Raw genomic sequence first — 22,392 nt, 5'->3', positions numbered from 1 at the left:
CATCATCCTCTGCATGGGATGATTGTAGGGAATTTATTAACGTAAAGAAAGGGCACCGCAATGGGTGCCCTCAAATGATTTTGTTATAGGATATGTATTTTATGCACTTAATGCGGTTTCTGGATCAACATATTCTAAATCAAAGCTTTCTGCGACTTCTTTGCAGGTTACTTTTCCGTGAATAACATTTAAACCATCAAGGAACCCTTTGTCTTCAAGAAGAGCTACTTTATAGCCTTTATCAGCTAATTTAATAATATATGGAAGTGTCGCATTATTAAGAGCAAAGGTAGAAGTACGGGCAACCGCACCTGGCATATTAGCTACACAATAATGAACAACGTCATCCACGATGTAAGTAGGGTCTGCATGTGTTGTTGCATGAGAAGTTTCAAAACAACCACCTTGGTCGATGGCAACGTCAACAACGGCAGCGCCTGGTTTCATGCGTTTAATGTGGTCAGCTGTAACTAGTTTAGGTGCTGCAGCGCCAGGAATAAGAACAGCACCAATGACAAGGTCAGCGTCTAATACATGTTTCTCTATTGCATCTACCGTTGAATAAACGACTTTTGCACGGCCTTGGAATTCTTCATCAAGAGCACGTAGAGTATCAATGTTGCGATCTAGAATAGTCACATCAGCACGCATACCTACTGCCATGCGAGCGGCATTAGCGCCAACCACACCACCACCCACAACCACCACTTTTGCAGGTTCAACACCAGGTACACCACCAAGAAGTAAGCCACGACCACCGTTTGATTTTTCAAGAGTTTGAGCACCTGCTTGAATAGACATACGGCCTGCAACTTCAGACATTGGTGCTAATAGTGGCAGACGACCCATATAATCTGTTACAGTCTCATATGCGATGCAGACAGCTTTACTCTTGATTAGGTCTTCTGTTTGTGGAAAATCTGGTGCAAGATGTAAATACGTGAATAAAATTTGCCCTTCGCGGAGCATTGCACGTTCAACTGCTTGTGGCTCTTTAACTTTGACTATCATATCAGCTTGAGCAAAAACGTCTTCAGCTGTAGAAAGAATGGATGCGCCTACCGCGATATAATCATCGTCGGTAAAACCAATGCCTGAACCCGCTTTTGTTTCGACAAAAACGCTATGGCCATGAGATATTAATTCTCGAACACTTGCTGGGATCATACCAACACGGTATTCGTGATTTTTTATTTCTTTAGGTACTCCAATGATCATCCTGATTTCCTTCTATGTTATAGTTATTTTGACTGCTTGTAGGGTTTTTGTTTCGAATTTTTATCTAGTATAGATTGTAATTGGCAAAATTTGATGCTAAATATTAAAAAGTTGTAGTATATTTTTTTGCAAGGAAGTAATAAGGTGGAATAAAAAATGGTAGATAATAAGAAACCATCCAAGGAACTGGATCGTATCGATCGCAATATTTTGAATGAGCTCCAAAAAGACGGACGAATTTCGAATGTTGAATTATCTAAAAGAGTAGGCTTATCGCCAACTCCATGTTTAGAACGTGTTCGTCGTTTAGAACGTCAAGGGTACATCAATGGCTATACTGCCTTGTTGAATCCGCAATATCTTGATGCATCACTCCTCGTTTTCGTTGAGATCACTCTTAATCGTGGTGCGCCAGATGTATTTGAGCAATTTAATACGGCGGTACAACTATTAGACGATATTCAAGAATGTCACCTTGTTTCTGGTGATTTTGATTATCTTTTAAAGACCCGTGTATCAGATATGAGTGCCTATCGTCGATTGCTTGGTGATACACTATTACGTCTTCCAGGGGTAAATGACACTCGTACGTATGTCGTTATGGAAGAAGTAAAGCAAACCAATCATTTAGTGATTAAAACTCGCTAATTGAATCAAGGTTGTAAATTAGAGAATTTTCTTTCTTTAATTTACAAAATCTTGAAGTGCTTAAAGGCTATTAGGTATATTCTATCTATTATGCCTTTAAGTAATGACGAGCGGCGTTATGCCGCTCGACTTGTTTTTAATTTCTACAGATTTAGTGATCCTTACTTTTTTCTCTTCGAATGCATTTATAATTAAAGAGGGATGACTAAATCTAAGCACAGTAACATTGGATAGTATTTTGTTTACAAAGATTAAAGAAAAAATCGCTGAAAGAAAGATGCAACTAACAACGTTAAAAGTAGAGTCGGTTGCCGAGCCTGAAAAAGCGAGGCTTAATGGCAATCAACGATTACAAGAGGCGTTATTTATTGTCGGCTTACTCGCCACTATTTTTATTACCATTTCTTTATTTAGTTTTGACCCAGCAGATCCATCATGGACGCAAACTGCGTGGGCAGGAACAGTACAGAATGCAGGTGGTTCTTTTGGGGCATGGATAGCTGATACTCTTTTCTTTTCTTTTGGCTCTCTTGCCTATTTATTGCCTATTATTCTTTTAGGTAGTACATGGATTGCTTTTCGTAAAAAAGACGAAGACCAAGATAAAGACCTCGATCTTATGATGATTGGGACACGTATTCTTGGCTTGTTAATCTTGTTTCTAACCAGTTGTGCGCTTGCTGATATCAATTTTGATGATCTTTGGTATTTCTCTTCTGGTGGTGTTGTAGGAGATGTACTTACTAGCATCACAACACCTGTTCTTAATTTGCTAGGGTCGACTCTTATCTTCATGTTTTTATGGGGAGCCGGATTAACACTTTTTACTGGTGTTTCTTGGTTAACGATTGTTGATAATTTAGGTGGTTTTGCTTTAGAAGCAACCAGAACATGTGTTAATAAACTAAGAAAAACAGAAGATGAAACTTATCAAGTTGAAGATGACGTAGATAATAAGAAAATGTCAGCTAGCGCAGTTTCTGCCTTTGAAACGGCGGCGAATGAGCCATCTGAGATTAATGTTGACCCATTTGAAACACCAAAGATTTCTTCTCGTGAGTTATCAATGTTTGCCAATGCACCAGATGCAGAACAAGATAACTATGCTCGTTCGTTTGAAACGAATGACGTCTATACTGACGATCCTTTATTCTCAACGCCTAATACGGATGAACCAACGTTTGAGTCAGAGTTCAATGACGCCTCTTTGACACAAGAAGAATCGCCGTTGGTAGGACGTCAACCTGAGTTAAGCAATCAAATAATGGATCCTACAGTCTTAAAAGATATTGCTGAACCTGAGCAGTTAGAAGATGGCATAGATTTAGCGATGCGAAGTAATGCGACAATTGCAGAGCTTGATACTGAAGCTTTAGACCAAGATCCTTTATTAAGTCAGGTTGATGCTGAGCACGCTTTTTCACATACACCGATGGTCGCAGCAGTGAGTTCAAGTGCTATGGCTGTGGGAGCTGAAGATATAGGTGTTATTGATGTTCCTGAGTTGGTTGATTATTCTGAGACCACATTAGAGGCGGAGAATCTTGAATCTCTAAGCTTGCAATACAATGAACAGCACAGCAATCAATATGAAGAGCAATGTTCTGATGTTACGGTTGAATCGTTTGCTGAAGAGATAGCAGCAATACCTTCAATTGGTGATGAAGAGAAAACCTACTTATCTCCTGAGTTGGAGTCATTAACGGCCAGTTCAGAGCAAGAAGCTATCAATCCTGCAGAAGAAATTTCTGTACCAACTTTCAATGCCATTGAAGAAATCGAGTTTGAAGATGTTGAAGAGTTACATCTTAACGCGGTTGAACCTTCTTTTGATGAAGAAGATATTCAAGAAACCAAAGAAATGCCTATCATCAATGATGTTGTGATTGAAGAGGTTATTGTCGAAGAAGAACCGACACACTCAGATGCAGATATTGCAGCATTTCAAGCATTAGTCGCGAAAGAGAAAGCGACGCAAGCGGCATTGCAAAACCCATTTTTGGTTAACTCTGAACCTAATTTACCAAAACCAACGTCACCAATGCCAACGTTAGATTTGCTATTTGCTCCAGATACTCGTGCAGAGATGGAATCTCGTGAATCACTAGAGCATACGGCTCGTTTGGTTGAAGCAAAACTGGCTGATTACAAAATTAAAGCGCGAGTGGTAGATATTTTCCCTGGTCCTGTTATTACTCGTTTTGAATTAGATTTAGCACCGGGTGTTAAGGTAAGCCGTATCTCAGGCCTTGCAACCGATTTAGCGCGTTCTTTATCGGCAATGGCGGTGCGTGTTGTTGAAGTTATTCCTGGAAAACCTTACGTAGGTTTAGAGCTTCCTAACTTTAATCGTCAAACTGTTTTCTTCTCAGATGTGGTTGGTAGCGATACATTTAAAAATGCGAAATCTCCAACAACCGTTGTTATGGGACTTGATATTGCAGGTGAAGCGGTTATTGCTGATTTAGCTAAAATGCCTCACGTACTGGTTGCTGGTACGACTGGTTCTGGTAAATCGGTTGGTGTAAACGTCATGATTTTGAGTGTGTTGTATAAAGCAACCCCAGAAGATGTACGTTTTATCATGATCGATCCAAAAATGTTGGAACTTTCTATCTATGAAGGAATCCCACATTTATTGACTGAAGTTGTTACTGACATGAAAGATGCCGGTAATGCATTACGTTGGTGTGTTGGTGAAATGGAACGTCGTTATAAATTAATGTCAGCGCTAGGGGTTCGTAACCTACAAGGCTTTAATGATAAATTGAAAATGGCAGCAGCTGCAGGACACCCAATTCATGACCCGTTATGGAAACCGGGTGACAGCATGGATGAGATGCCACCATTGTTAGAAAAACTGCCATCTATCATCGTTATTGTTGATGAATTTGCCGATTTGATGATGGTTGTTGGTAAGAAAGTGGAAGAACTGATTGCACGATTGGCTCAAAAAGCGCGTGCTGCTGGTATTCACTTAATTCTTGCAACACAACGTCCGTCAGTTGATGTTATTACCGGTTTGATTAAAGCAAACATTCCAACACGTGTCGCGTTTACGGTATCAACGAAAACTGACTCAAGAACTATTCTTGACCAAGGTGGTGCTGAATCCCTACTTGGTATGGGTGATATGTTGTATTTAGCACCAGGATCTAACCATACCGTTCGTGTTCATGGCGCCTTTGCCTCTGATGATGATGTACACGCAGTCGTTAATGATTGGAAAGCTCGTGGTCGTCCAAATTACATTGAAGCGATTACTAAGAGTGAGCAAGGCGCTGAATCTTTGCTTCCTGGTGAGAAATCAGATAGTGAAGAAGAGCTTGATCAGCTGTTTGATCAAGTGGTTGAATTTGTAACGACCTCTCGAAGAGGCTCTGTTTCAGGTGTTCAACGACAATTTAGAATTGGTTATAACCGTGCAGCTCGAATTGTTGAGCAATTAGAAGCTCACGGTATTGTTAGTACTCCGGGCCATAACGGTAACCGTGAAGTAATTGCTCCTCCTCCTGTAGGCAGTGGCGATTAGTCCTCTATTTTAAATAAGCGATAATTAATAATGAAAAAGTTTTTGATTTCTTTGTGTTTATTAAGTTCAGGTATGTTTAGTACGTCAGTGTTAGCTTCACCTCAAAGTGAGTTAACAGGGCGTTTAAATCAGAATGCAGGATTTGAAGCTGATTTTACTCAAAAAGTAGTGAGCCCTGAGGGTGATGTATTAATGCAAGGTGAGGGAGATGTAAAAATATTACGTCCTAATTTATTTCGCTGGCATACACAAACACCTGATGAAAATCTATTGGTCACTAATGGTGAAACATTATGGTATTACAACCCGTTTGTTGAACAAGTCACATTGATGGGATTAGACAAAGCAACGACACAAACACCATTTGTTTTATTAACTCGTAATAAAGCATCTGATTGGGACAATTATTCAGTTACTCAAAGTGGCGATGCATTTACGGTTTCACCTAAAGCTGACTCTGCAATTAAAAGCGAATTCATTGTACGTATTCAAGCATCGGGTGAAGTGACAGGTTTCTCTGTCGTTGAGCAAGATGGACAACGCAGTGATTTTAGCTTCTCAAAATTTGAAGCAAAAAAACCAGCACAGAATAATTTTAGCTTTACGGTCCCTGCGGGTGTTGATATTGACGATCAACGTTAATAGATGCCTAAGCAACTAAAAGGATAAACGTGAGTAATTTCAGTTTAGATTTTTCAGCAGGGGACGATTTTCGTCCCCTTGCTGCTAGAATGCGCCCTCAAAATATTGAGCAATATATTGGTCAACAACATCTATTAGGTGTTGGTAAGCCGTTGCGCCGTGCACTTGAGGCGGGTCAAATCCATTCTATGATTTTATGGGGCCCTCCTGGCACTGGTAAAACAACATTGGCTGAAGTTGCAGCAAATTATACCAATGCAGAAGTAGAACGGGTATCCGCAGTTACTTCTGGTGTCAAAGATATCCGAGCGGCAATAGAAAAAGCGAAAGAGAATCAAACCACAGGCAGAAGAACCATCATGTTTGTTGATGAGGTCCATCGTTTTAATAAAAGTCAGCAAGATGCGTTTCTACCGCACATTGAAGACGGTACGATTACCTTTATTGGTGCGACAACAGAAAACCCTTCTTTTGAACTTAATAATGCCTTGTTATCGCGTGCACGAGTATACAAATTAAAGTCATTAGAAAAGCAAGATATCGTTCAGGTTATTGAACAGGCGCTTTTAGATAAAGATCGTGGCTTAAACGATGATAATTTTGTACTTCCTGATGATGTGAAATTACAGCTGGCAGACTTAGTCTCTGGTGATGCGCGTATGTCGCTTAATTACCTTGAGCTTTTGCATGACATGGCAGAAGAAGATCACGATGGGAAGAAAGTGGTAGACTTGCCTTTATTAGCGGAAGTTGCGGGTGAAAAACTGGCGCGTTTCGATAATAAAGGGGACATGTGGTACGACTTAATTTCAGCGGTTCATAAATCAATTCGTGGATCTAACCCTGATGCCGCGCTTTACTGGACTGCTCGTATTATTGCCGCAGGTGGTGATCCTTTGTATGTTGCTCGTCGCTTATTGGCTATTGCTTCTGAAGATATAGGTAATGCCGATCCTCGGGCAATGGAAGTGGCTATGAATGCATGGGATTGTTTTACGCGAATTGGACCAGCAGAAGGCGAAAGAGCGATTGCACAAGCGGTTGTTTATTTAGCTTGTGCACCAAAAAGTAATGCCGTTTATACGGCATGGAAACAAGCGCAAATGGACGCAATTAATTCGCCAGATTACGACGTACCAAACCATTTACGTAATGCGCCTACGTCATTAATGAAAGACATGGGTTACGGTGCTGACTATCGCTATGCTCATGATGAGCCAAACGCGTATGCGTCAGGTGAGAATTATTTTCCGCCTGAAATGCAGGCTCGTAAGTATTACTTTCCTACAAAACGTGGTCTAGAAACCAAAATTAGCGAAAAGCTAGAGTATTTAGCCAAATTAGATCAAAACAGTACCTTAAAACGCTACCAATAAAAGACCATTTTCGGTATCTTATTCGAATCGCAATTTAGAAAAGAAAATTGCACAAAATTTTATTATTAAGTGGGTTCGTTTAGTTTGAACACACAATGACCATAAGGCATAGGATTACAAATGCTTGATTCAAAATTACTTCGTACAGAGCTGGATGAAACAGCAGAGAAACTGGCACGTCGTGGCTTTAAGCTAGACGTAGAGACACTTCGCAACCTTGAAGAACAACGTAAGTCCCTTCAAGTTAAAACTGAAGAGCTTCAAGCGCAGCGTAATTCCCGTTCGAAGTCCATTGGTCAAGCAAAAGCGAAGGGCGATCACGAAGAAGCTGATCGCATCATGGCTGACGTTGCAAACCTAGGTTCTGAATTAGATGATGCAAAAGCAGCACTAACAGAACTTCAACAGCAAATCGAAACCATCGCATTATCTGTTCCTAACCTTCCTGATGATTCTGTACCTTACGGTAAAGATGAAGAAGAAAACGTAGAAGTATTACGTTGGGGTACACCTTTAGCGTACGATTTTGAAGTAAAAGATCACGTTGAACTTGGTGAAATTGCTGACGGTCTTGATTTTGCAAGCGCAGTTAAAATTTCAGGTTCTCGCTTTATAGTAATGAAAGGCCAATTTGCACGTCTACACCGTGCTTTATCGCAGTTCATGCTTGATCTTCATACAGAAGAACACGGCTACATGGAAATGTACGTTCCTTACTTAGTTAACCACGACAGCTTATACGGTACAGGTCAATTGCCTAAATTCGGTGAAGATCTATTCCATACAAGCCCATTGACTGAGCAAGTAAGTGACGTTCCTCTTAAGATGCTATCGCTGATCCCAACAGCTGAAGTACCAGTAACTAATATGGTGCGTGACACGATTACTGAAGAAGCGGATCTTCCACTGAAAATGACGGCACACACACCGTGTTTCCGTTCTGAAGCAGGTTCTTACGGTCGTGATACTCGTGGTCTTATTCGTATGCACCAATTCGACAAAGTTGAATTAGTTCAAATTACGAAACCTGAAGATTCAATGGCTGCGCTTGAAGAGCTAACAGGTCATGCTGAGAAAGTACTTCAGCTACTAGAACTTCCTTACCGTAAAGTGGTTCTTTGTACTGGCGATATGGGCTTCGGTTCTCGTAAAACTTACGATTTAGAAGTATGGGTTCCAGCTCAAGAAACGTACCGTGAGATCTCTTCTTGTTCAAACATGTGGGATTTCCAAGCGCGCCGTATGCAAGCGCGTTTCCGTCGTCAAGGTGAGAAGAAACCAGAATTAGTTCACACACTGAACGGTTCAGGTCTTGCTGTAGGTCGTACAATGGTTGCGATTCTAGAGAACTTCCAACAAGCGGATGGCAAAATTGCAATTCCTGAAGTACTACGTAAGTACATGAATGGCGTTGAGTTCATCGGTTAATCTATTTTTAAATAGATAGAAATTGAAAGCCCCTTTATTGGTTATCCAGTAAAGGGGCTTTTTTGATTTTGCTTTTTACTTTTTATATATGCGTATTATTTGGTTAATGCTTGGTTCAACCATTGATCAAATTGGCCTTTTGGTAACGCACCATTGATCATATCTACGCGTTGACCATTCTTAAATACCATAATCGTAGGGATAGAACGGATCTGATATTGCGCGGCAATCTGTTGCTGCGCTTCGGTATTTATTTTTACACAACGAACTTGGCCATTACGTTCAGTTGCAACGTCTTCAAATACCGGAGAGAATCCAACACATGGATTACACCAAGGGGCCCAGAAATCGATAATAACAGGTTTATCACTATTGATTAAAGCAGCAAGATTATCAGGTGTTCCTTCTAGTGGTTTTCCATCCAATAATGGTTCTTTACAGCGACCGCACGTTGCTGTGTCATTAATTCGTTCAATAGGAAGGCGATTGAGTCCATTACATGATGGGCAGCGAGATTGAAATTGAGACATGGTATTCCTTTATAATTTTATAGCGAAGATCGCTTGTGAGCATAAAGAAATAATGGGGATGATAAGTGAGATATTCAATTAAAAAGAGCAATAAAAAAGGAGCAAATAAATGCTCCTTAGTATGAAATGCTAAGCTTGGTGAAATTAATCACGCTTCCATAACATGTGGCAGAACTTGTGTTCAGGATCACGACTTACTAGCATACGAGCAAATACATCATCCAATACGTCAGATTCTTCATTGACTAAGCCAATTAGAACTTCTGCGTATACTTCGCCATCAACTTCGAAGCCAACGTGCTCAGCCCAATCATCACGAGTATCTACAACTTCAGCGGCACCGCGGTCATCAAATTGAAGAGTGAATAATGCAACATCAGCAGGTTCAAGATTGTCTTGAGCCATTTCAAGGAAAATATCGTAAGCGACTTCGATTACGTCATCATAGCTAATTAGTTCAGTTGTCATGGTGGTTACCTTTAAAAAATACGCTCATAAATTATCACGAATGTCCTCTATAAGGCTAGAGCTATCAACAAATAGAAAGAGCAAACGTTTGCCTTTCGTTGAGGCTAATATCAGTAGTTGCGGCAGAGTTATTCAGCGGCTAAACTTCGCACTTCTTCCATTAGCCAGTTGAATGATTATTTTATGAAATTTCCAGGTCAGCGTAAATCCAAGCATTATTTTCCAGTTCACGCTCGTGATCCATTAGTTAGCCAAGCTCAAGAAACCAAAAAAATGTCGCGTACGCACATTATCGGTATTGACCAGACGTTAGTGGATATTGAAGCTCGAATTGATGATGCTTTTATTGAAAAGTATGGCTTGAGTAAAGGGCACTCACTGGTTATCGATAATGATAAAGCGGAAATGCTTTATAACGAGCTTAAAGATAACAACATGATCACCAACGAATTCGCTGGTGGTACTATTGGTAATACACTTCATAACTATTCAGTATTAGCAGACGATAAATCGACTCTATTAGGTGTTATGAGTGAAGACATTCATATTGGTAGCTACTCATACCGCTACTTATGTAATACGTCTAGCCGTATGGATTTGAACTATCTTCAACCTGTTCCGGGCGCGATTGGTCGTTGTTTTGCACTTATCAGCCAAGATGGTGAACGTACGTTTGCGATCAGTGAAGGCGATATGAATCAACTTCGTGCAGAAAGCATTCCTGAAAAGATTTTCAAAAATGCATCAGCACTTGTACTGACCGCTTACCTAGTTCGTTGTAAAGATGGTGATCCAATGCCAGCTGCAACAATGAAAGCGATTGAGTACGCAAAAAAATACGATGTGCCAGTAGTATTAACTATGGGTACTAAGTTTGTTGTTCAAGATGATCCACAATACTGGCGTGACTTCTTAAACGACCATGTAACCGTTGTTGCAATGAACGAAGAAGAAGGTGAGGCGCTTACAGGAGCATCTGACCCTCTACAAGCAGCAGATAAAGCTCTTGAATGGGTTGATCTTGTATTATGCACTGCTGGTCCTGTAGGGCTTTATATGGCAGGTTATACGGAAGATGAAGCAAAGCGTGAAACTTCTTTGCCATTACTTCCTGGTACGATTGCAGAATTCAACCAATATGAATTCAGTCGCCCAGCGATTAAAGATAGCTGTGAAAACCCAATGAAGGTGTATTCTCACATTTCACCATACATGGGTGGCCCTGAGAAAATTAAGAACACCAATGGTGCGGGTGATGGTGCATTATCAGCATTATTACACGATATGGCAGCAAACCATTATCACCGTAACAATGTGCCGAACTCAAGTAAGCACCAACATTCATACTTAACGTATTCTTCTTTCTCTCAAGTATGTAAATACTCAAACCGCGTAAGTTTTGAAGTATTAGCACAGCATTCACCACGTTTATCTCGTGGTTTACCAGAGCGTGAAGATTCTTTAGAAGAGTCATACTGGGAAAGATAATTTTTTGTCTTTTATGAAATAAAAAACGGAAGCTGAGATGCTTCCGTTTTTGTTTTTTTGTGTCTAAACTTTGTAATTAAGCTTTAATGCTAGTTGCTAATACAAATGACTCATTAGGCTGGATAACCTTAGCCGCTTCAAGGCTTGTTGCATGATAAGTTGATTCCACACATACCATCGTTTGGTAACCATCGTTATTCATATCACCCATAGATTCTGCGCCTTCAATCCAAGGATTCCAAATAACCGCTGCATTATGTCCAGAGTTAGTTACTGATAAAGTGCGTTGTGCATCAGAAATTAAAATGGTGTCTTCAGGTTGTGTATAAACACGGTCAACTGCGGTATCAATAGATAATACTTCGCCACCAAAGCATACTTTTGCTTCTAATAGTCCATCAATATAGCTCGAACCCATTCCTGTAATTGTTGTAGAGGTTATATCTGCAATATTTAAATAAGTATGAAGAGCTCCTGAACAATTCCATGCTTTATCATCTGTATTCTTTGCATCTAGAGTAATTAGTAACTCATCACCAATTTCGATAGTTAAGCGAGCTTTAAACTCAAAAGGCCAAATAGCTTTAGTTTCTTCTGATGCACTCAAACCAAGAACTACAATAACACCGTTTTCATTCTCACGATGTTCGATTAAAGACCAAGCACTATTACGAGCAAAGCCATGCGCTGGGTTTGCTATACGCCCAAACCAAGGCCAACAAACAGGAACACCGCCACGAATAGCTTTCTCTGGGTTAAAGATAGCCTCTTTACTCATCCAAATAAGGTCTTCTTGCCCTTTTGGAGTGAAAGATAATACATGTCCACCATGTAGTGAAATCGCGGCTTCTGCTTTCTCGTGAAGCACTCGGATAATCTTAACGTCATCAAGTTGAGCAATGGTAACGCTATCAGATAACACACTGATGGTTGGAAGGTGAGTGAGGTTCATAGGTAACTCCTAAAATAATAAATACATATTCTTTTTCAGGTAGCAATTGTTGTATTGGATTTAGAAAAAGAATAGGTACTTGGTTGTAATACTAATTCCAGTGATTATTTTTATTACTGGTTAAATCACAGATACAAAAAAGGCGACAATTAAGTCGCCTTTCATTTTTAAAAGATATTAAAACCTTTTAAGTTAGCTTTCAAAGAAAGTCTAAACTAATGCTTACTTAGAAACGTGAGCGATTAGGTCAAGAACTTTGTTTGAGTAACCGATTTCGTTGTCGTACCAAGATACAAGTTTAACGAATTTGTCAGTTAGAGCAACACCAGCTGCAGCATCAAATACTGAAGTTTGTGTTTCGCCGATGAAGTCTTGAGAAACAACAGCTTCTTCTGTGTAGCCTAGAACGCCAGCAAATTCATTTTCAGAAGCGCGTTTCATTTCAGCACAGATTTCTTCGTAAGTTGCAGCAGTTTTTAGGTTAACTGTAAGGTCAACAACAGAAACGTTTGCAGTTGGTACGCGGAAAGCCATACCAGTTAGAAGGCCGTTAAGCTCAGGAATTACTTTACCTACTGCTTTAGCTGCACCAGTTGAAGATGGGATGATGTTTTGAGAAGCACCACGGCCACCACGCCAGTCTTTCGCAGAAGGACCATCTACAGTTTTTTGAGTTGCTGTAGTTGCGTGAACTGTAGTCATAAGACCAGATTCGATGCCCCACTTGTCGTTAAGTACTTTAGCGATAGGTGCAAGACAGTTAGTAGTACAAGAAGCGTTAGAAACGATATCTTGACCAGCGTAATCTGCAGCGTTAACGCCCATAACGAACATTGGAACGTCACCAGAAGGGCCAGTAAGAACTACTTTCTTAGCGCCAGCTGTGATGTGTTTACGAGCAGTTTCGTCAGTAAGGAAAAGACCAGTAGCTTCAGCAACAACGTCAACGTTGATTGCATCCCACTTAAGATCTTCTGGGTTACGTTCAGCAGTTACACGTACTGTGTTACCGTTTACTACTAGGTTACCGTCAACTACTTCAACAGTACCGTTGAAACGACCGTGAGTTGAGTCGTACTTAAGCATGTAAGCCATGTATTCAACGTCGATAAGATCGTTAATACCAACAACTTCGATGTCGTTGCGCTCTACAGATGCACGGAAAACAAAACGTCCAATACGGCCAAAACCGTTAATACCTACTTTGATAGTCATTATATGTTGCTCCACAACTTAATTTGATTTTCAGGTTTAAATTAACTGGTAGTAAAATTACAAAATCCTGAGCCAACCTGCAAGCAAAAATGCCATTTATCTTGTTTAAAATCAAAAAAAACACCATATCCTGTTAACATAAAGAAAAAATCTTACGTAATTTATAGAAAATTCGGTTATTTAGTGACCTTAATGACATGTTATGAAAAAAAGTTACATAACTATTAATGTCATTTTGTGAGGCTGCTGTAAAATTACTTTAGCAAATTATGTGCTACAAAGGTGACAGTTAGCAAGGTTTAATTTAAATAAGTCTTAAGGGGTAGTATTTCAGATGGATAAATCAAAGCCATTTTTAGAACTAACAGAAGTAGATTGGCAGGAACGATTGACTCAAGAAGAGTTTGATATTTGCCGTAAACAAGGAACTGAAGCACCTTTCTCTGGTAAATTATTACACAATAAATCAACGGGTTCTTACGCTTGTACTTGTTGCCAGACCGTTTTGTTTGAGTCAGATAACAAATATGATTCAGGGTGTGGTTGGCCGAGTTTTGACGCACCAATAAACGATCAAGTTATCCGTTACATTAAAGATACAAGCTACGGAATGGAAAGAATAGAGATCTGCTGCCGTCATTGTGATAGCCATTTAGGTCATGTATTTAATGATGGCCCTAAAACAACGGGCGAACGTTTTTGTGTTAATTCAATCTCTTTACGCTTTGATGGCGAAGCTGAATAATTGTTTAAGTCAAAAAAGGAGCGATATCGCTCCTTCTGTAAATTCTACTATAGATGGTGTTAAATCTTTTTATCTAAATTCGGTAATAATGAAGACCTGAATGTTTGATTCTCAATACTTTCTTTTATTACGTCACTGGTAAGTTTTAATTGTACTTTTTCCGTATCAGAGAGTTGATATAACAAATCAAGCTGTCTTTCTGAAGCGACTTTTAGTTCAAACCCCTTGCCAACTAACGCCCATACATAAGCGAGCTTTTTATTATTTTCCTTATGGTTGATGCTAGCTAATGATTTAATAATGATTGCATGTAGGCCATTTTTGTAATCTTGTTCTGTTAATAGTTCCAATGAGTGATTTAAAATTAAAATGGTTTTTTTGCCGTCTCTTTGAGTATAGAAAGTCGCGAGTGCATATTGCATCTCGGTTGATTCAAGCTTTTTACTTCCTTCTAATTGCAAAAACTCACGCAATGCATTTTTATCACCAGTCGTCCAAAGGTAGAAAAGAACTTTAGGCTCTTTAGAGTGTTGTAATTCTAACGATAGAGCATCAATAGCATCGTAAGAATGAAGTAGAGCTTCACTGCGTTTAGATTTAATTTCCTTTGCTGTTATAGGTTCTATCTGTGCGGCGGAAGTTAAACAGATTTGATATTCATGAGTGGCTTTGATTGTTTTTAATTTATCTAAGTCACTATTACTTTTTAATACGTCAAATCGATTAAGGATCAGAGTATCGCGTTGATGACGACATTGGCCATCACGCATATTTAATTGATCGCATTGTAAAGCGGCATGATCTTCACATAACTGTTCAGTTGTCGGTTTTACTCCAAAACATGCTGATAATAAAAGAGTACTTAGAGTAAGCAAAGAAAGTCGTTGAATAGTTAAAAACATGATGACCCCATAGATAGAAAAAGGAAACGTGATCCATTACTCCTATTTATCGGCACCTTGTTGACTAACATTAATGAAAAGATATCGTTTGGTAGTTGCTAATATAGAGAGAGAATAATGGATATTAATAAATTATTAGAATCAATGACACCTGAGGTTTTCGAAAATTTGCAATATGCTGTCGAAACAGGGAAGTGGCATAATGGCACTTCATTGTCTACTGAGCAAAGAAGTACTTGCATGCAAGCGGTGATGCTATATCAATCAAAGTATAATAAAGAAGCCCAGCATATGACAGTGGCAGAAGGTGGAGAAATTAGTTTTAAATCAAAAGCTGAATTAAAAAAACAGTTTGTGCAGGGACAAGAAGATATTGTTCGTGTAAATGTTTCATCTGACTGATTTTATCTTTTTTTTGCTTAATATCTCAACAATAAGAATTTTAATGCCACATTGATCCCAAAAAGAATTTATAAAATTGTCGATAAGGATGTACTCACGTAGATTATCGACAGTTTAATAAATTAAGAAAAATCATAATGAAGAAGACTAAAGGACAAGTCCTTACTAAATTTGCGGCATTTGCTGCGGTATTTGTGTTACTTGCTGTTATTGCGGCACCCAAATTTCTTGGCAATGGTCCTGAAAATAGCACATCACAAGGATCATTAACGCTGTATTCGGAATAACAGCGCTAACCTCGTCCCTGTTTGATTAATGCGAGCCTGTGTTCACTATTCTTTTATGTGGCTCAGGAAGCTCGCTACCACAATGCTTACAATGCATTGCATCAGATTCATGCCCACCTTTAATACAGTTAGGACAACGTACTAAATCTCGGTGCGCATTCATTTCTTGATTTAATTCTGCCGTAATTATCCCTGTAGGAACCGCTAAAATAGAATAACCAAGTAGCATTGTGAGTGACGCAATTGCCTTTCCCAGGGCAGTATGAGGTACGAGATCTCCATAACCTACAGTTGTTATCGTCACTATTGCCCAATAGATACTCTGCGGAATACTAGTGAACCCATTATCCGGTCCCTCGATTACAAACATCAAAGATCCAAAAACAGACACTAAAATAGCAACGGTACTAAAGAAAATAAGTATCTTTCTTTTGGCCATTAATAATGACCGTAAAAGAATATTAGAGTCTTGTAGGTAACGTACTAATTTTAAAACCCTAAAAATTCTCATTACACGTAGTAATCGAATAATCGCAATGTAACTTGCACTCGGAAAAAACAGTGCTAAGTACGTGGGCAAAATCGCTAGCAAATCAATAACCCCATAAAAGCTTTTCGCATATGAACTTGGTTTTGGTGAGCAATATAATCGTAAAATATATTCGAGTGTGAATATTGCGGTAAAAATATATTCTAAACGCCACAGTAGTTCCCCATAGACAGCGTTGACTGAACTAATAGAGTCTAAGATTAGTGTTGCTTGAGAGGTGAGGATTAAGATTATCAGTGTGATATCAAATCGTCTTCCTCCTTTAGTGTGTGTACCAAAGATAGTGGTATATAAATAATGTTTAATACGTTTTGTTTTCATAGTTACCGCTGCATTCCAACTTATTGCTCTTAAACAAGAATAATGAAAAAAAGAGCGTCTCTCCACTATATATTTTCTTTTCAAGCAACATAACCTCTTATAAATGTATAAGAGAATAATAATAAAGTGATCTAGAGCAAGTTATTGGACGGATAAAAGATGTGAATTTTATTCTAGTTATACTACTCTTTAGTGGCACGAGTATTTCGCCATAATTTGTCATTTCTGACCGCAATTGTGTAACTTTATTACAACTTGTAACTTTGTTAATTATTGAGTTGTCATTAGTTATTACTTTGAATTAGATCATAAATAGATGTAACTATGTGATCTAAATCATAATTATATTGTGCTACCCGTTGGGGGTAAGTCGAAAGTGGTAAATAAATTCTCATAACTGATCTGAATCAATACTTTTCAAATTGTGAAAGAATATAATCAGTTTTGAAAGCAATTTACTAAGAAAGTAAAGCAAGACAACCAAGAAAAATGGTTAAGCTTAACTGCAAACAAGGATGAAAAGCAGAGTCCTTACTAAATAGTTTTTAATGAATTTTATAGTTTTTATTTTTAGGAGAAACAATATGCCTGTAACGAATTTAGCTGAACTTGATGCTCTAGTAGCTCGTGTTAAAGCGGCGCAAAAAGAATTTGCGAATTTCCCACAAGAGAAGGTTGATGAAATCTTCCGTGCAGCATCTCTAGCAGCTTCAACAGCTCGTATCGAACTAGCAAAAATGGCAGCAACTGAATCTGGCATGGGTATCATGGAAGATAAAGTTATCAAAAACCACTTTGCTTCTGAATTTATCTACAATAAATATAAAGATGAATTAACTTGTGGCATCATCGATCGTAATGATGAAGGTGGCACGATCACTATTGCTGAACCTCTAGGCATTGTTTGTGCAATCGTTCCAACGACAAACCCTACTTCAACAGCAATCTTTAAAGCGTTAATCTGTCTTAAAACACGTAACGGTTGTATCTTCTCGCCACACCCACGAGCTAAAAATGCAACTAACTATGCAGCTAAAGTTGTATTAGACGCAGCAATTAAAGCGGGTGCGCCAAAAGACATCATTGGTTGGATTGACCAACCATCTGTTGAATTGTCAAATACACTAATGAAACATGACGACATCAACATGATCCTTGCTACTGGTGGTCCAGGCATGGTTAAAGCGGCTTACTCTTCAGGTAAACCTGCAATCGGTGTTGGTGCGGGTAACACACCTGTAGTTATCGATGAAACTGCTGATATCAAACGTGCTGTTTCTTCAATCTTAATGTCTAAAACATTCGATAACGGTGTTATCTGTGCTTCTGAGCAAGCGGCAATCGTTGTTGAATCTATCTATGACGAAGTTAAAGCTCGTTTCGCTAAATATGGCGCGGTTGTTCTAAGCAAAGAAGACGCAAATAAAGTACGTAAAGTACTGCTTATTGATGGCGCACTTAACGCTAACATCGTTGGCCAACCAGCATACAAAATCGCTGAGTTAGCAAATGTTAAAGTACCTACATCTACTAAAATTCTTATCGGTGAAGGCTTAGAAGCTTCATGGGATGACGAATTTGCTCATGAGAAACTATCTCCAACATTAGGTCTATTCAAAGCGAAAGACTTTGAAGATGCTGTGCGTCAAGCGGGCATCGTATTAGATATAGGTGGTGTTGGTCATACTTCAGTACTTTATACTGACCAAGATAACAACGAAGAGCGTATCGCGTACTTCGGTGACAAAATGAAAACTGCTCGTATTCTTGTGAATACACCAGCATCTCAAGGTGGTATCGGTGACCTTTACAACTTTGAATTAGCACCTTCACTAACGTTAGGTTGTGGTTCTTGGGGTGGTAACGCTATCTCTGAAAACGTAGGTCCTAAGCACCTTATCAACAAGAAAATTGTAGCTAAGCGAGCAGAAAATATGTTGTGGCATAAACTACCAAAATCTATCTACTTCCGTCGCGGTTGTTTACCAATTGCAATGACTGACCTTGAAGGTAAAAAACGTGCATTAATCGTTACTGACCGTTTCTTATTCAACAACGGTTACATCGATGACCTACGCTCAATCTTAAAAGAGAAAGGCATGGAAGTTGAAGTGTTCCATGAAGTAGAAGCAGATCCAACATTAGCAGTAGTTAAAGCAGGTGCTGAAGCATGTGCAAGCTACCAACCTGATGTTATCTTAGCGGTTGGTGGTGGTTCACCAATGGATGCTGCGAAAATCATGTGGGTTATGTACGAGCACCCAGAAACTGATTTCGAAGACCTATCTATGCGCTTTATGGATATCCGTAAACGTATTTACAAGTTCCCTAAAATGGGTCAAAAAGCTGAACTAGTATGTATCACAACGACTTCTGGTACCGGTTCTGAAGTTACACCATTTGCTGTTGTAACTGATGAAAAAACGGGTCAAAAATACCCATTAGCAGATTACGAGCTAACGCCAAACATGGCTGTTGTTGATGCTAACCTTGTAATGGATATGCCTAAGTCTTTATGTGCATTCGGTGGTTACGATGCAGTAACTCACGCATTAGAAGCTTACGTTTCTGTTCTTGCAAACGAATATTCAGATGGTCACGCTCTGCAATCACTTAAGATGCTTAAAGAGTACTTACCAAGCTCTTACGCTAACGGTAAGAAAGATCCAATTGCACGTGAGAAAGTTCACAATGCAGCAACAATCGCTGGTATGTCTTTTGCGCAGTCTTTCCTAGGTGTGTGTCACTCAATGGCGCATAAATTAGGTGCAGAATTCCATATTCCACATGGCCTTGCGAATGCGTTATTAATCTCGAATACTGTTCGTTTTAATGCGACTAACAACCCAACTAAACAAGCTGCATTCTCTCAATACGACCGTCCTAAAGCACGTGCTCGTTACGCTGAAATTGCAGAGCATTTAGGCTACCGTGAAGGTAATACTGAAACGAAAGTTAATGCGTTACTTGGTTGGTTAGAAGAGCTTAAAATTGCATTGGATATCCCACTGTCAATTCAAGCTGCTGGTGTTGATGAAGCGGCGTTCATGGCTAAAGTGGATTCAATTGCTGAAGATGCGTTTGATGACCAATGTACAGGTGCTAACCCACGTTACCCATTGATTAAAGAACTTAAAGAAGTATTAATCGCTTCTTACTACGGCAAAGCATTTGTTGAAGGCGAAGCATTTGTTGAAGGCGAAGCAGCAGTAAGTAAAAAATCTGAAGCGCCAAAAGCGAAAAAAGCAAAGAAATAATTCGATGCTAATTAGTTGAGATGTTTTCACTTATAGTTTGAAAATATTGAAATGAAAAAACCACCTTATTCGTAAGGTGGTTTTTTTATATTTGTCATTTTTATAAAGCAAAGAGTGAGATGTTGGGGATAGATACTTATATCATCAAGGTATTAAGCGGTAGCTTCGATTATACGGCCATTAAAATATTCATTCTGAAGAATGTATTCCGTATTTTTTATAAGTTCTTGGTTGATTAGATTGGCATTTGAATCTGAATATTCATTAGAAAGGCGCGGAGCCACCCCTCCAACTCTGATATTAAATGGGTTTAATTCTTTAGCCCAGCTTTTGGTTAAGCCTGCTAATAATGCGGTTGAATTGTCTAAGTATTGCTTTTGTGAAGAATGCTTGCGGTAGCCTAAATTAATGATCACACCTTCTTTGCAATGATCTCTCATGTTTTGAGCTGCATACTGGCCGTAGGTAAATAGGGTTGCTGCTAATTCAGTTAACTGAAACGGACATTCTTTATCGTATGGAGCGAGTAAGCTCGGTAATGCAACGTCGGTATAATTGTTTATTAACACATCGATCCCGCGACTAAATTCTCTATCAATAGCATGAAATAGATGCTGAATACTCTCTAGAGACTGATCTTTGAGCTGGAAACTGATGACGTTTGAGTTGATTTGACGGCATAAACGATGAGTTTCATTAAGTCCATCATGGTTTGAATCTGCAATAATAAGACATGCGCCAAGAGAGGCAAAATGGTATGCAACGTCTCGACCCATAAAGTTACCAGCCGATGTGATTAGAATAGTTGAATGTTCAATTTGCATAGCATTCCTTCCTTAAAGCATTTCATTATTATCGTTGGATAAGGTGCTTTAATAATGGGATAGAAATATGACATCTGCTGTGAGCTTGACGAGAAATGCGGATTAATTTGTATTCAATTGTAGGATTTATGCACTAACTCACATAATGATTCTGAATGAATGAGAAATAAAGCAGAAATATTGATAACGCATAAGATAAGAGTAGAAAGAATATTATTAGGCTTAAACGTACAGATTCATTTCCGAATGACGTTTAGCTGTGACTAATTCATTATAAAGGTCTTGCGGAATGGCATTAAAGATTTCATTGCCAGATTCTAATTGACGTCGTTGATGACCTGATAGGTTATGGTAAACCTCTTCAGGCAGCTCACAAGTATCTTGTGGCATATAAGCCATCGCATCAGGCGCTAAGCCATATTGTAATTTAGCACTAGCTAAACCGCCATTGTGAAATTGGTTTGCTTGTGAAGCTGCACGTGAGTAGCTTTCTTCATTGCTACGGAGTATTTGAGCGTCTGCAAGTTGAAAGCGTTGGCGAAGCAGATCTTCGGTTATTTTTTTTTCGTCTATTTTTTCAACGGGTGTATTTTCACGTAAGTCATTAGATAGTAAAGACATCATTAAGGCGAAATCCGCACGGCGACCCGCTTCCATAGCATGGTTTAGGTTTGAACCGTATTGAATCTCACTGATTAACTCTGCTTTATCTAAAGTATGTACTTTCATGAATCAATTCCTCTTGATGATAAATACTTATCGGAAAAGAATTGAAAACCTTTAGCTTTTTTAGGAAATTAATTGCCGTTTTTTTGAAAATATTTTAGATGTAGGGCAAAGTGTTACCGCAACATTGAGTAAATAAAAAAGGCCAGTATAAATACTGACCTTCTTGCTTTGATAATATGACTCTTATAAAACAGTCATTCAAAGGATATGATTACTTAGCTAGGTTTTCTTCTACGAAAGACCAGTTTACTAATGCCCAGAACGCACCCATGTAATCAGGACGAACGTTACGGAAATCGATGTAGTAAGCGTGTTCCCATAGGTCAACAGTTAGAAGAGGAGTAACGCCTTCATCTGTTAGGGGAGTTGCAGCGTTAGATGTGTTAACGATAGCTAGAGAACCGTCAGCATTTTTAACAAGCCAAGTCCAAGAAGAACCAAAGTTGTTGATTGCTGAATCTGTAAATTTAGCTTTGAATTCTTCGAAAGAACCAAATGCAGCGTCGATAGCAGCTGCTACTGCACCAGTTGGTTGGCCGCCAGCGTTTGGAGCTAGACAGTTCCAGTAGAACGTATGGTTCCAAATTTGTGCTGCGTTATTGAAAACGCCACCAGTAGATGTCTTAACAATCTCTTCTAGTGTTTTGCCTTCAAACTCAGTACCAGGAATAAGACCATTTAGTTTAACAACATAAGTGTTGTGATGCTTACCGTGGTGGTAATCTAAAGTCTCTGCAGAGATGTGTGGTTCTAATGCGTCTTTTGCGAACGGTAGAGCTGGTAATTCAAATGACATTGCTCATGTCTCCATTTAATAAGAGGTCTACGCCTCACTAAATTCCAAAAAATATGCGCTCTATTAAACGTAGAGCTTTATC

General features: G+C 39.1%; 20 protein-coding genes. 10 read left to right on the top strand and 10 right to left on the bottom strand.

Features of this window, described 5'->3' with window-relative positions; all coding sequences use genetic code 11:
• Window positions 1–99: 99 nt before the first annotated feature.
• The gene (gene ald, locus BTO23_RS07450; protein WP_061001918.1) at window positions 100–1,218 is read right to left on the bottom strand and encodes an alanine dehydrogenase; all 1,119 of its coding nucleotides are present in this window, start codon (window positions 1,216–1,218) and stop codon (window positions 100–102) included.
• Window positions 1,219–1,374: 156 nt separating this feature from the next.
• On the opposite strand from ald, the gene lrp reads away from it, so the two are divergent.
• From lrp to serS, 5 genes are all read left to right on the top strand, one after another.
• The gene (lrp, locus tag BTO23_RS07445; protein WP_045101653.1) at window positions 1,375–1,866 is read left to right on the top strand and encodes a leucine-responsive transcriptional regulator Lrp; all 492 of its coding nucleotides are present in this window, start codon (window positions 1,375–1,377) and stop codon (window positions 1,864–1,866) included.
• A gap of 277 nt (window positions 1,867–2,143) precedes the next feature.
• Window positions 2,144–5,398 (top strand): DNA translocase FtsK 4TM domain-containing protein, encoded by a 3,255-nt coding sequence (locus BTO23_RS07440; protein WP_170066724.1) that lies wholly within the window; start codon window positions 2,144–2,146, stop codon window positions 5,396–5,398.
• Window positions 5,399–5,428: 30 nt separating this feature from the next.
• Window positions 5,429–6,040, top strand: a complete 612-nt coding sequence (gene lolA / locus BTO23_RS07435; protein WP_105063287.1) for an outer membrane lipoprotein periplasmic chaperone LolA — start codon at window positions 5,429–5,431, stop codon at window positions 6,038–6,040.
• A gap of 29 nt (window positions 6,041–6,069) precedes the next feature.
• The gene (locus BTO23_RS07430; protein ID WP_105063286.1) at window positions 6,070–7,416 is read left to right on the top strand and encodes a replication-associated recombination protein A; all 1,347 of its coding nucleotides are present in this window, start codon (window positions 6,070–6,072) and stop codon (window positions 7,414–7,416) included.
• 120 nt (window positions 7,417–7,536) lie between these two features.
• Window positions 7,537–8,844: a serine--tRNA ligase gene (gene serS / locus BTO23_RS07425; RefSeq protein WP_060990532.1), complete on the top strand. Its 1,308-nt coding sequence runs from the start codon at window positions 7,537–7,539 to the stop codon at window positions 8,842–8,844.
• 95 nt (window positions 8,845–8,939) lie between these two features.
• Here serS and trxC read toward each other — a convergent pair whose 3' ends face one another.
• Together trxC and BTO23_RS07415 are read right to left on the bottom strand one after the other, a co-directional pair.
• Window positions 8,940–9,374 (bottom strand): thioredoxin TrxC, encoded by a 435-nt coding sequence (gene trxC / locus BTO23_RS07420; RefSeq protein ID WP_105063285.1) that lies wholly within the window; start codon window positions 9,372–9,374, stop codon window positions 8,940–8,942.
• Between the two features lie 144 nt (window positions 9,375–9,518).
• Window positions 9,519–9,842 carry an HI1450 family dsDNA-mimic protein gene (locus BTO23_RS07415; RefSeq protein WP_060990534.1) on the bottom strand — a complete coding sequence of 108 codons (324 nt, stop codon included), beginning with the start codon at window positions 9,840–9,842 and terminating at the stop codon, window positions 9,519–9,521.
• A gap of 183 nt (window positions 9,843–10,025) precedes the next feature.
• On the opposite strand from BTO23_RS07415, the gene BTO23_RS07410 reads away from it, so the two are divergent.
• On the top strand, window positions 10,026–11,330 hold the full coding sequence (locus BTO23_RS07410; RefSeq protein WP_061001924.1) for an inosine/guanosine kinase: 1,305 nt from the start codon (window positions 10,026–10,028) through the stop codon (window positions 11,328–11,330).
• Window positions 11,331–11,406: 76 nt separating this feature from the next.
• Here the strand turns inward: BTO23_RS07410 and BTO23_RS07405 are convergent, their stop codons facing one another.
• Complete coding sequence (locus BTO23_RS07405; protein WP_105063284.1) at window positions 11,407–12,282, bottom strand: D-hexose-6-phosphate mutarotase; 876 nt, start codon at window positions 12,280–12,282, stop codon at window positions 11,407–11,409.
• 222 nt (window positions 12,283–12,504) lie between these two features.
• A complete protein-coding gene (gene gap / locus BTO23_RS07400; RefSeq protein WP_012550424.1) occupies window positions 12,505–13,497 on the bottom strand; it encodes a type I glyceraldehyde-3-phosphate dehydrogenase in 993 nt (330 codons plus the stop codon).
• Between the two features lie 334 nt (window positions 13,498–13,831).
• On the opposite strand from gap, the gene msrB reads away from it, so the two are divergent.
• Entirely contained in the window at window positions 13,832–14,242 is a 411-nt protein-coding gene (gene msrB, locus BTO23_RS07395) for a peptide-methionine (R)-S-oxide reductase MsrB (RefSeq protein ID WP_105063283.1), read from the top strand.
• A 59-nt stretch (window positions 14,243–14,301) separates the two neighbouring features.
• On the opposite strand, the gene BTO23_RS07390 is transcribed toward msrB, so the two are convergent.
• On the bottom strand, window positions 14,302–15,144 hold the full coding sequence (locus tag BTO23_RS07390) for a DUF2989 domain-containing protein (protein WP_060990538.1): 843 nt from the start codon (window positions 15,142–15,144) through the stop codon (window positions 14,302–14,304).
• A gap of 117 nt (window positions 15,145–15,261) precedes the next feature.
• Between BTO23_RS07390 and BTO23_RS07385 the strand changes: the two genes are divergently transcribed.
• Both BTO23_RS07385 and BTO23_RS07380 read left to right on the top strand, forming a co-directional pair.
• On the top strand, window positions 15,262–15,546 hold the full coding sequence (locus BTO23_RS07385; RefSeq protein WP_060990539.1) for a YeaC family protein: 285 nt from the start codon (window positions 15,262–15,264) through the stop codon (window positions 15,544–15,546).
• 137 nt (window positions 15,547–15,683) lie between these two features.
• Complete coding sequence (locus BTO23_RS07380; RefSeq protein ID WP_105063281.1) at window positions 15,684–15,833, top strand: hypothetical protein; 150 nt, start codon at window positions 15,684–15,686, stop codon at window positions 15,831–15,833.
• Between the two features lie 25 nt (window positions 15,834–15,858).
• Here the strand turns inward: BTO23_RS07380 and BTO23_RS07375 are convergent, their stop codons facing one another.
• Complete coding sequence (locus BTO23_RS07375; protein WP_060990540.1) at window positions 15,859–16,704, bottom strand: ion transporter; 846 nt, start codon at window positions 16,702–16,704, stop codon at window positions 15,859–15,861.
• A gap of 584 nt (window positions 16,705–17,288) precedes the next feature.
• Between BTO23_RS07375 and adhE the strand changes: the two genes are divergently transcribed.
• A complete protein-coding gene (adhE, locus tag BTO23_RS07370; RefSeq protein ID WP_105063280.1) occupies window positions 17,289–19,961 on the top strand; it encodes a bifunctional acetaldehyde-CoA/alcohol dehydrogenase in 2,673 nt (890 codons plus the stop codon).
• A 152-nt stretch (window positions 19,962–20,113) separates the two neighbouring features.
• Here the strand turns inward: adhE and BTO23_RS07365 are convergent, their stop codons facing one another.
• The 3 genes from BTO23_RS07365 to sodB all read right to left on the bottom strand — a co-directional run bounded on the left by BTO23_RS07365 (window position 20,114) and on the right by sodB (window position 22,310).
• Window positions 20,114–20,785: an SDR family oxidoreductase gene (locus BTO23_RS07365; RefSeq protein WP_060990542.1), complete on the bottom strand. Its 672-nt coding sequence runs from the start codon at window positions 20,783–20,785 to the stop codon at window positions 20,114–20,116.
• Between the two features lie 222 nt (window positions 20,786–21,007).
• A complete protein-coding gene (locus tag BTO23_RS07360; RefSeq protein ID WP_061013403.1) occupies window positions 21,008–21,514 on the bottom strand; it encodes a VC2046/SO_2500 family protein in 507 nt (168 codons plus the stop codon).
• A gap of 211 nt (window positions 21,515–21,725) precedes the next feature.
• Window positions 21,726–22,310, bottom strand: a complete 585-nt coding sequence (sodB, locus tag BTO23_RS07355; RefSeq protein ID WP_060990544.1) for a superoxide dismutase [Fe] — start codon at window positions 22,308–22,310, stop codon at window positions 21,726–21,728.
• Window positions 22,311–22,392: the final 82 nt, after the last annotated feature.

Origin of the sequence: Aliivibrio sifiae, assembly GCF_002954715.1 — a bacterium.
In the GTDB taxonomy this organism is placed as follows: domain Bacteria; phylum Pseudomonadota; class Gammaproteobacteria; order Enterobacterales; family Vibrionaceae; genus Aliivibrio; species Aliivibrio sifiae.
Note: the sequence above shows the minus strand (reverse complement) of the source record. Positions and strands in the feature narration are given on the sequence as shown.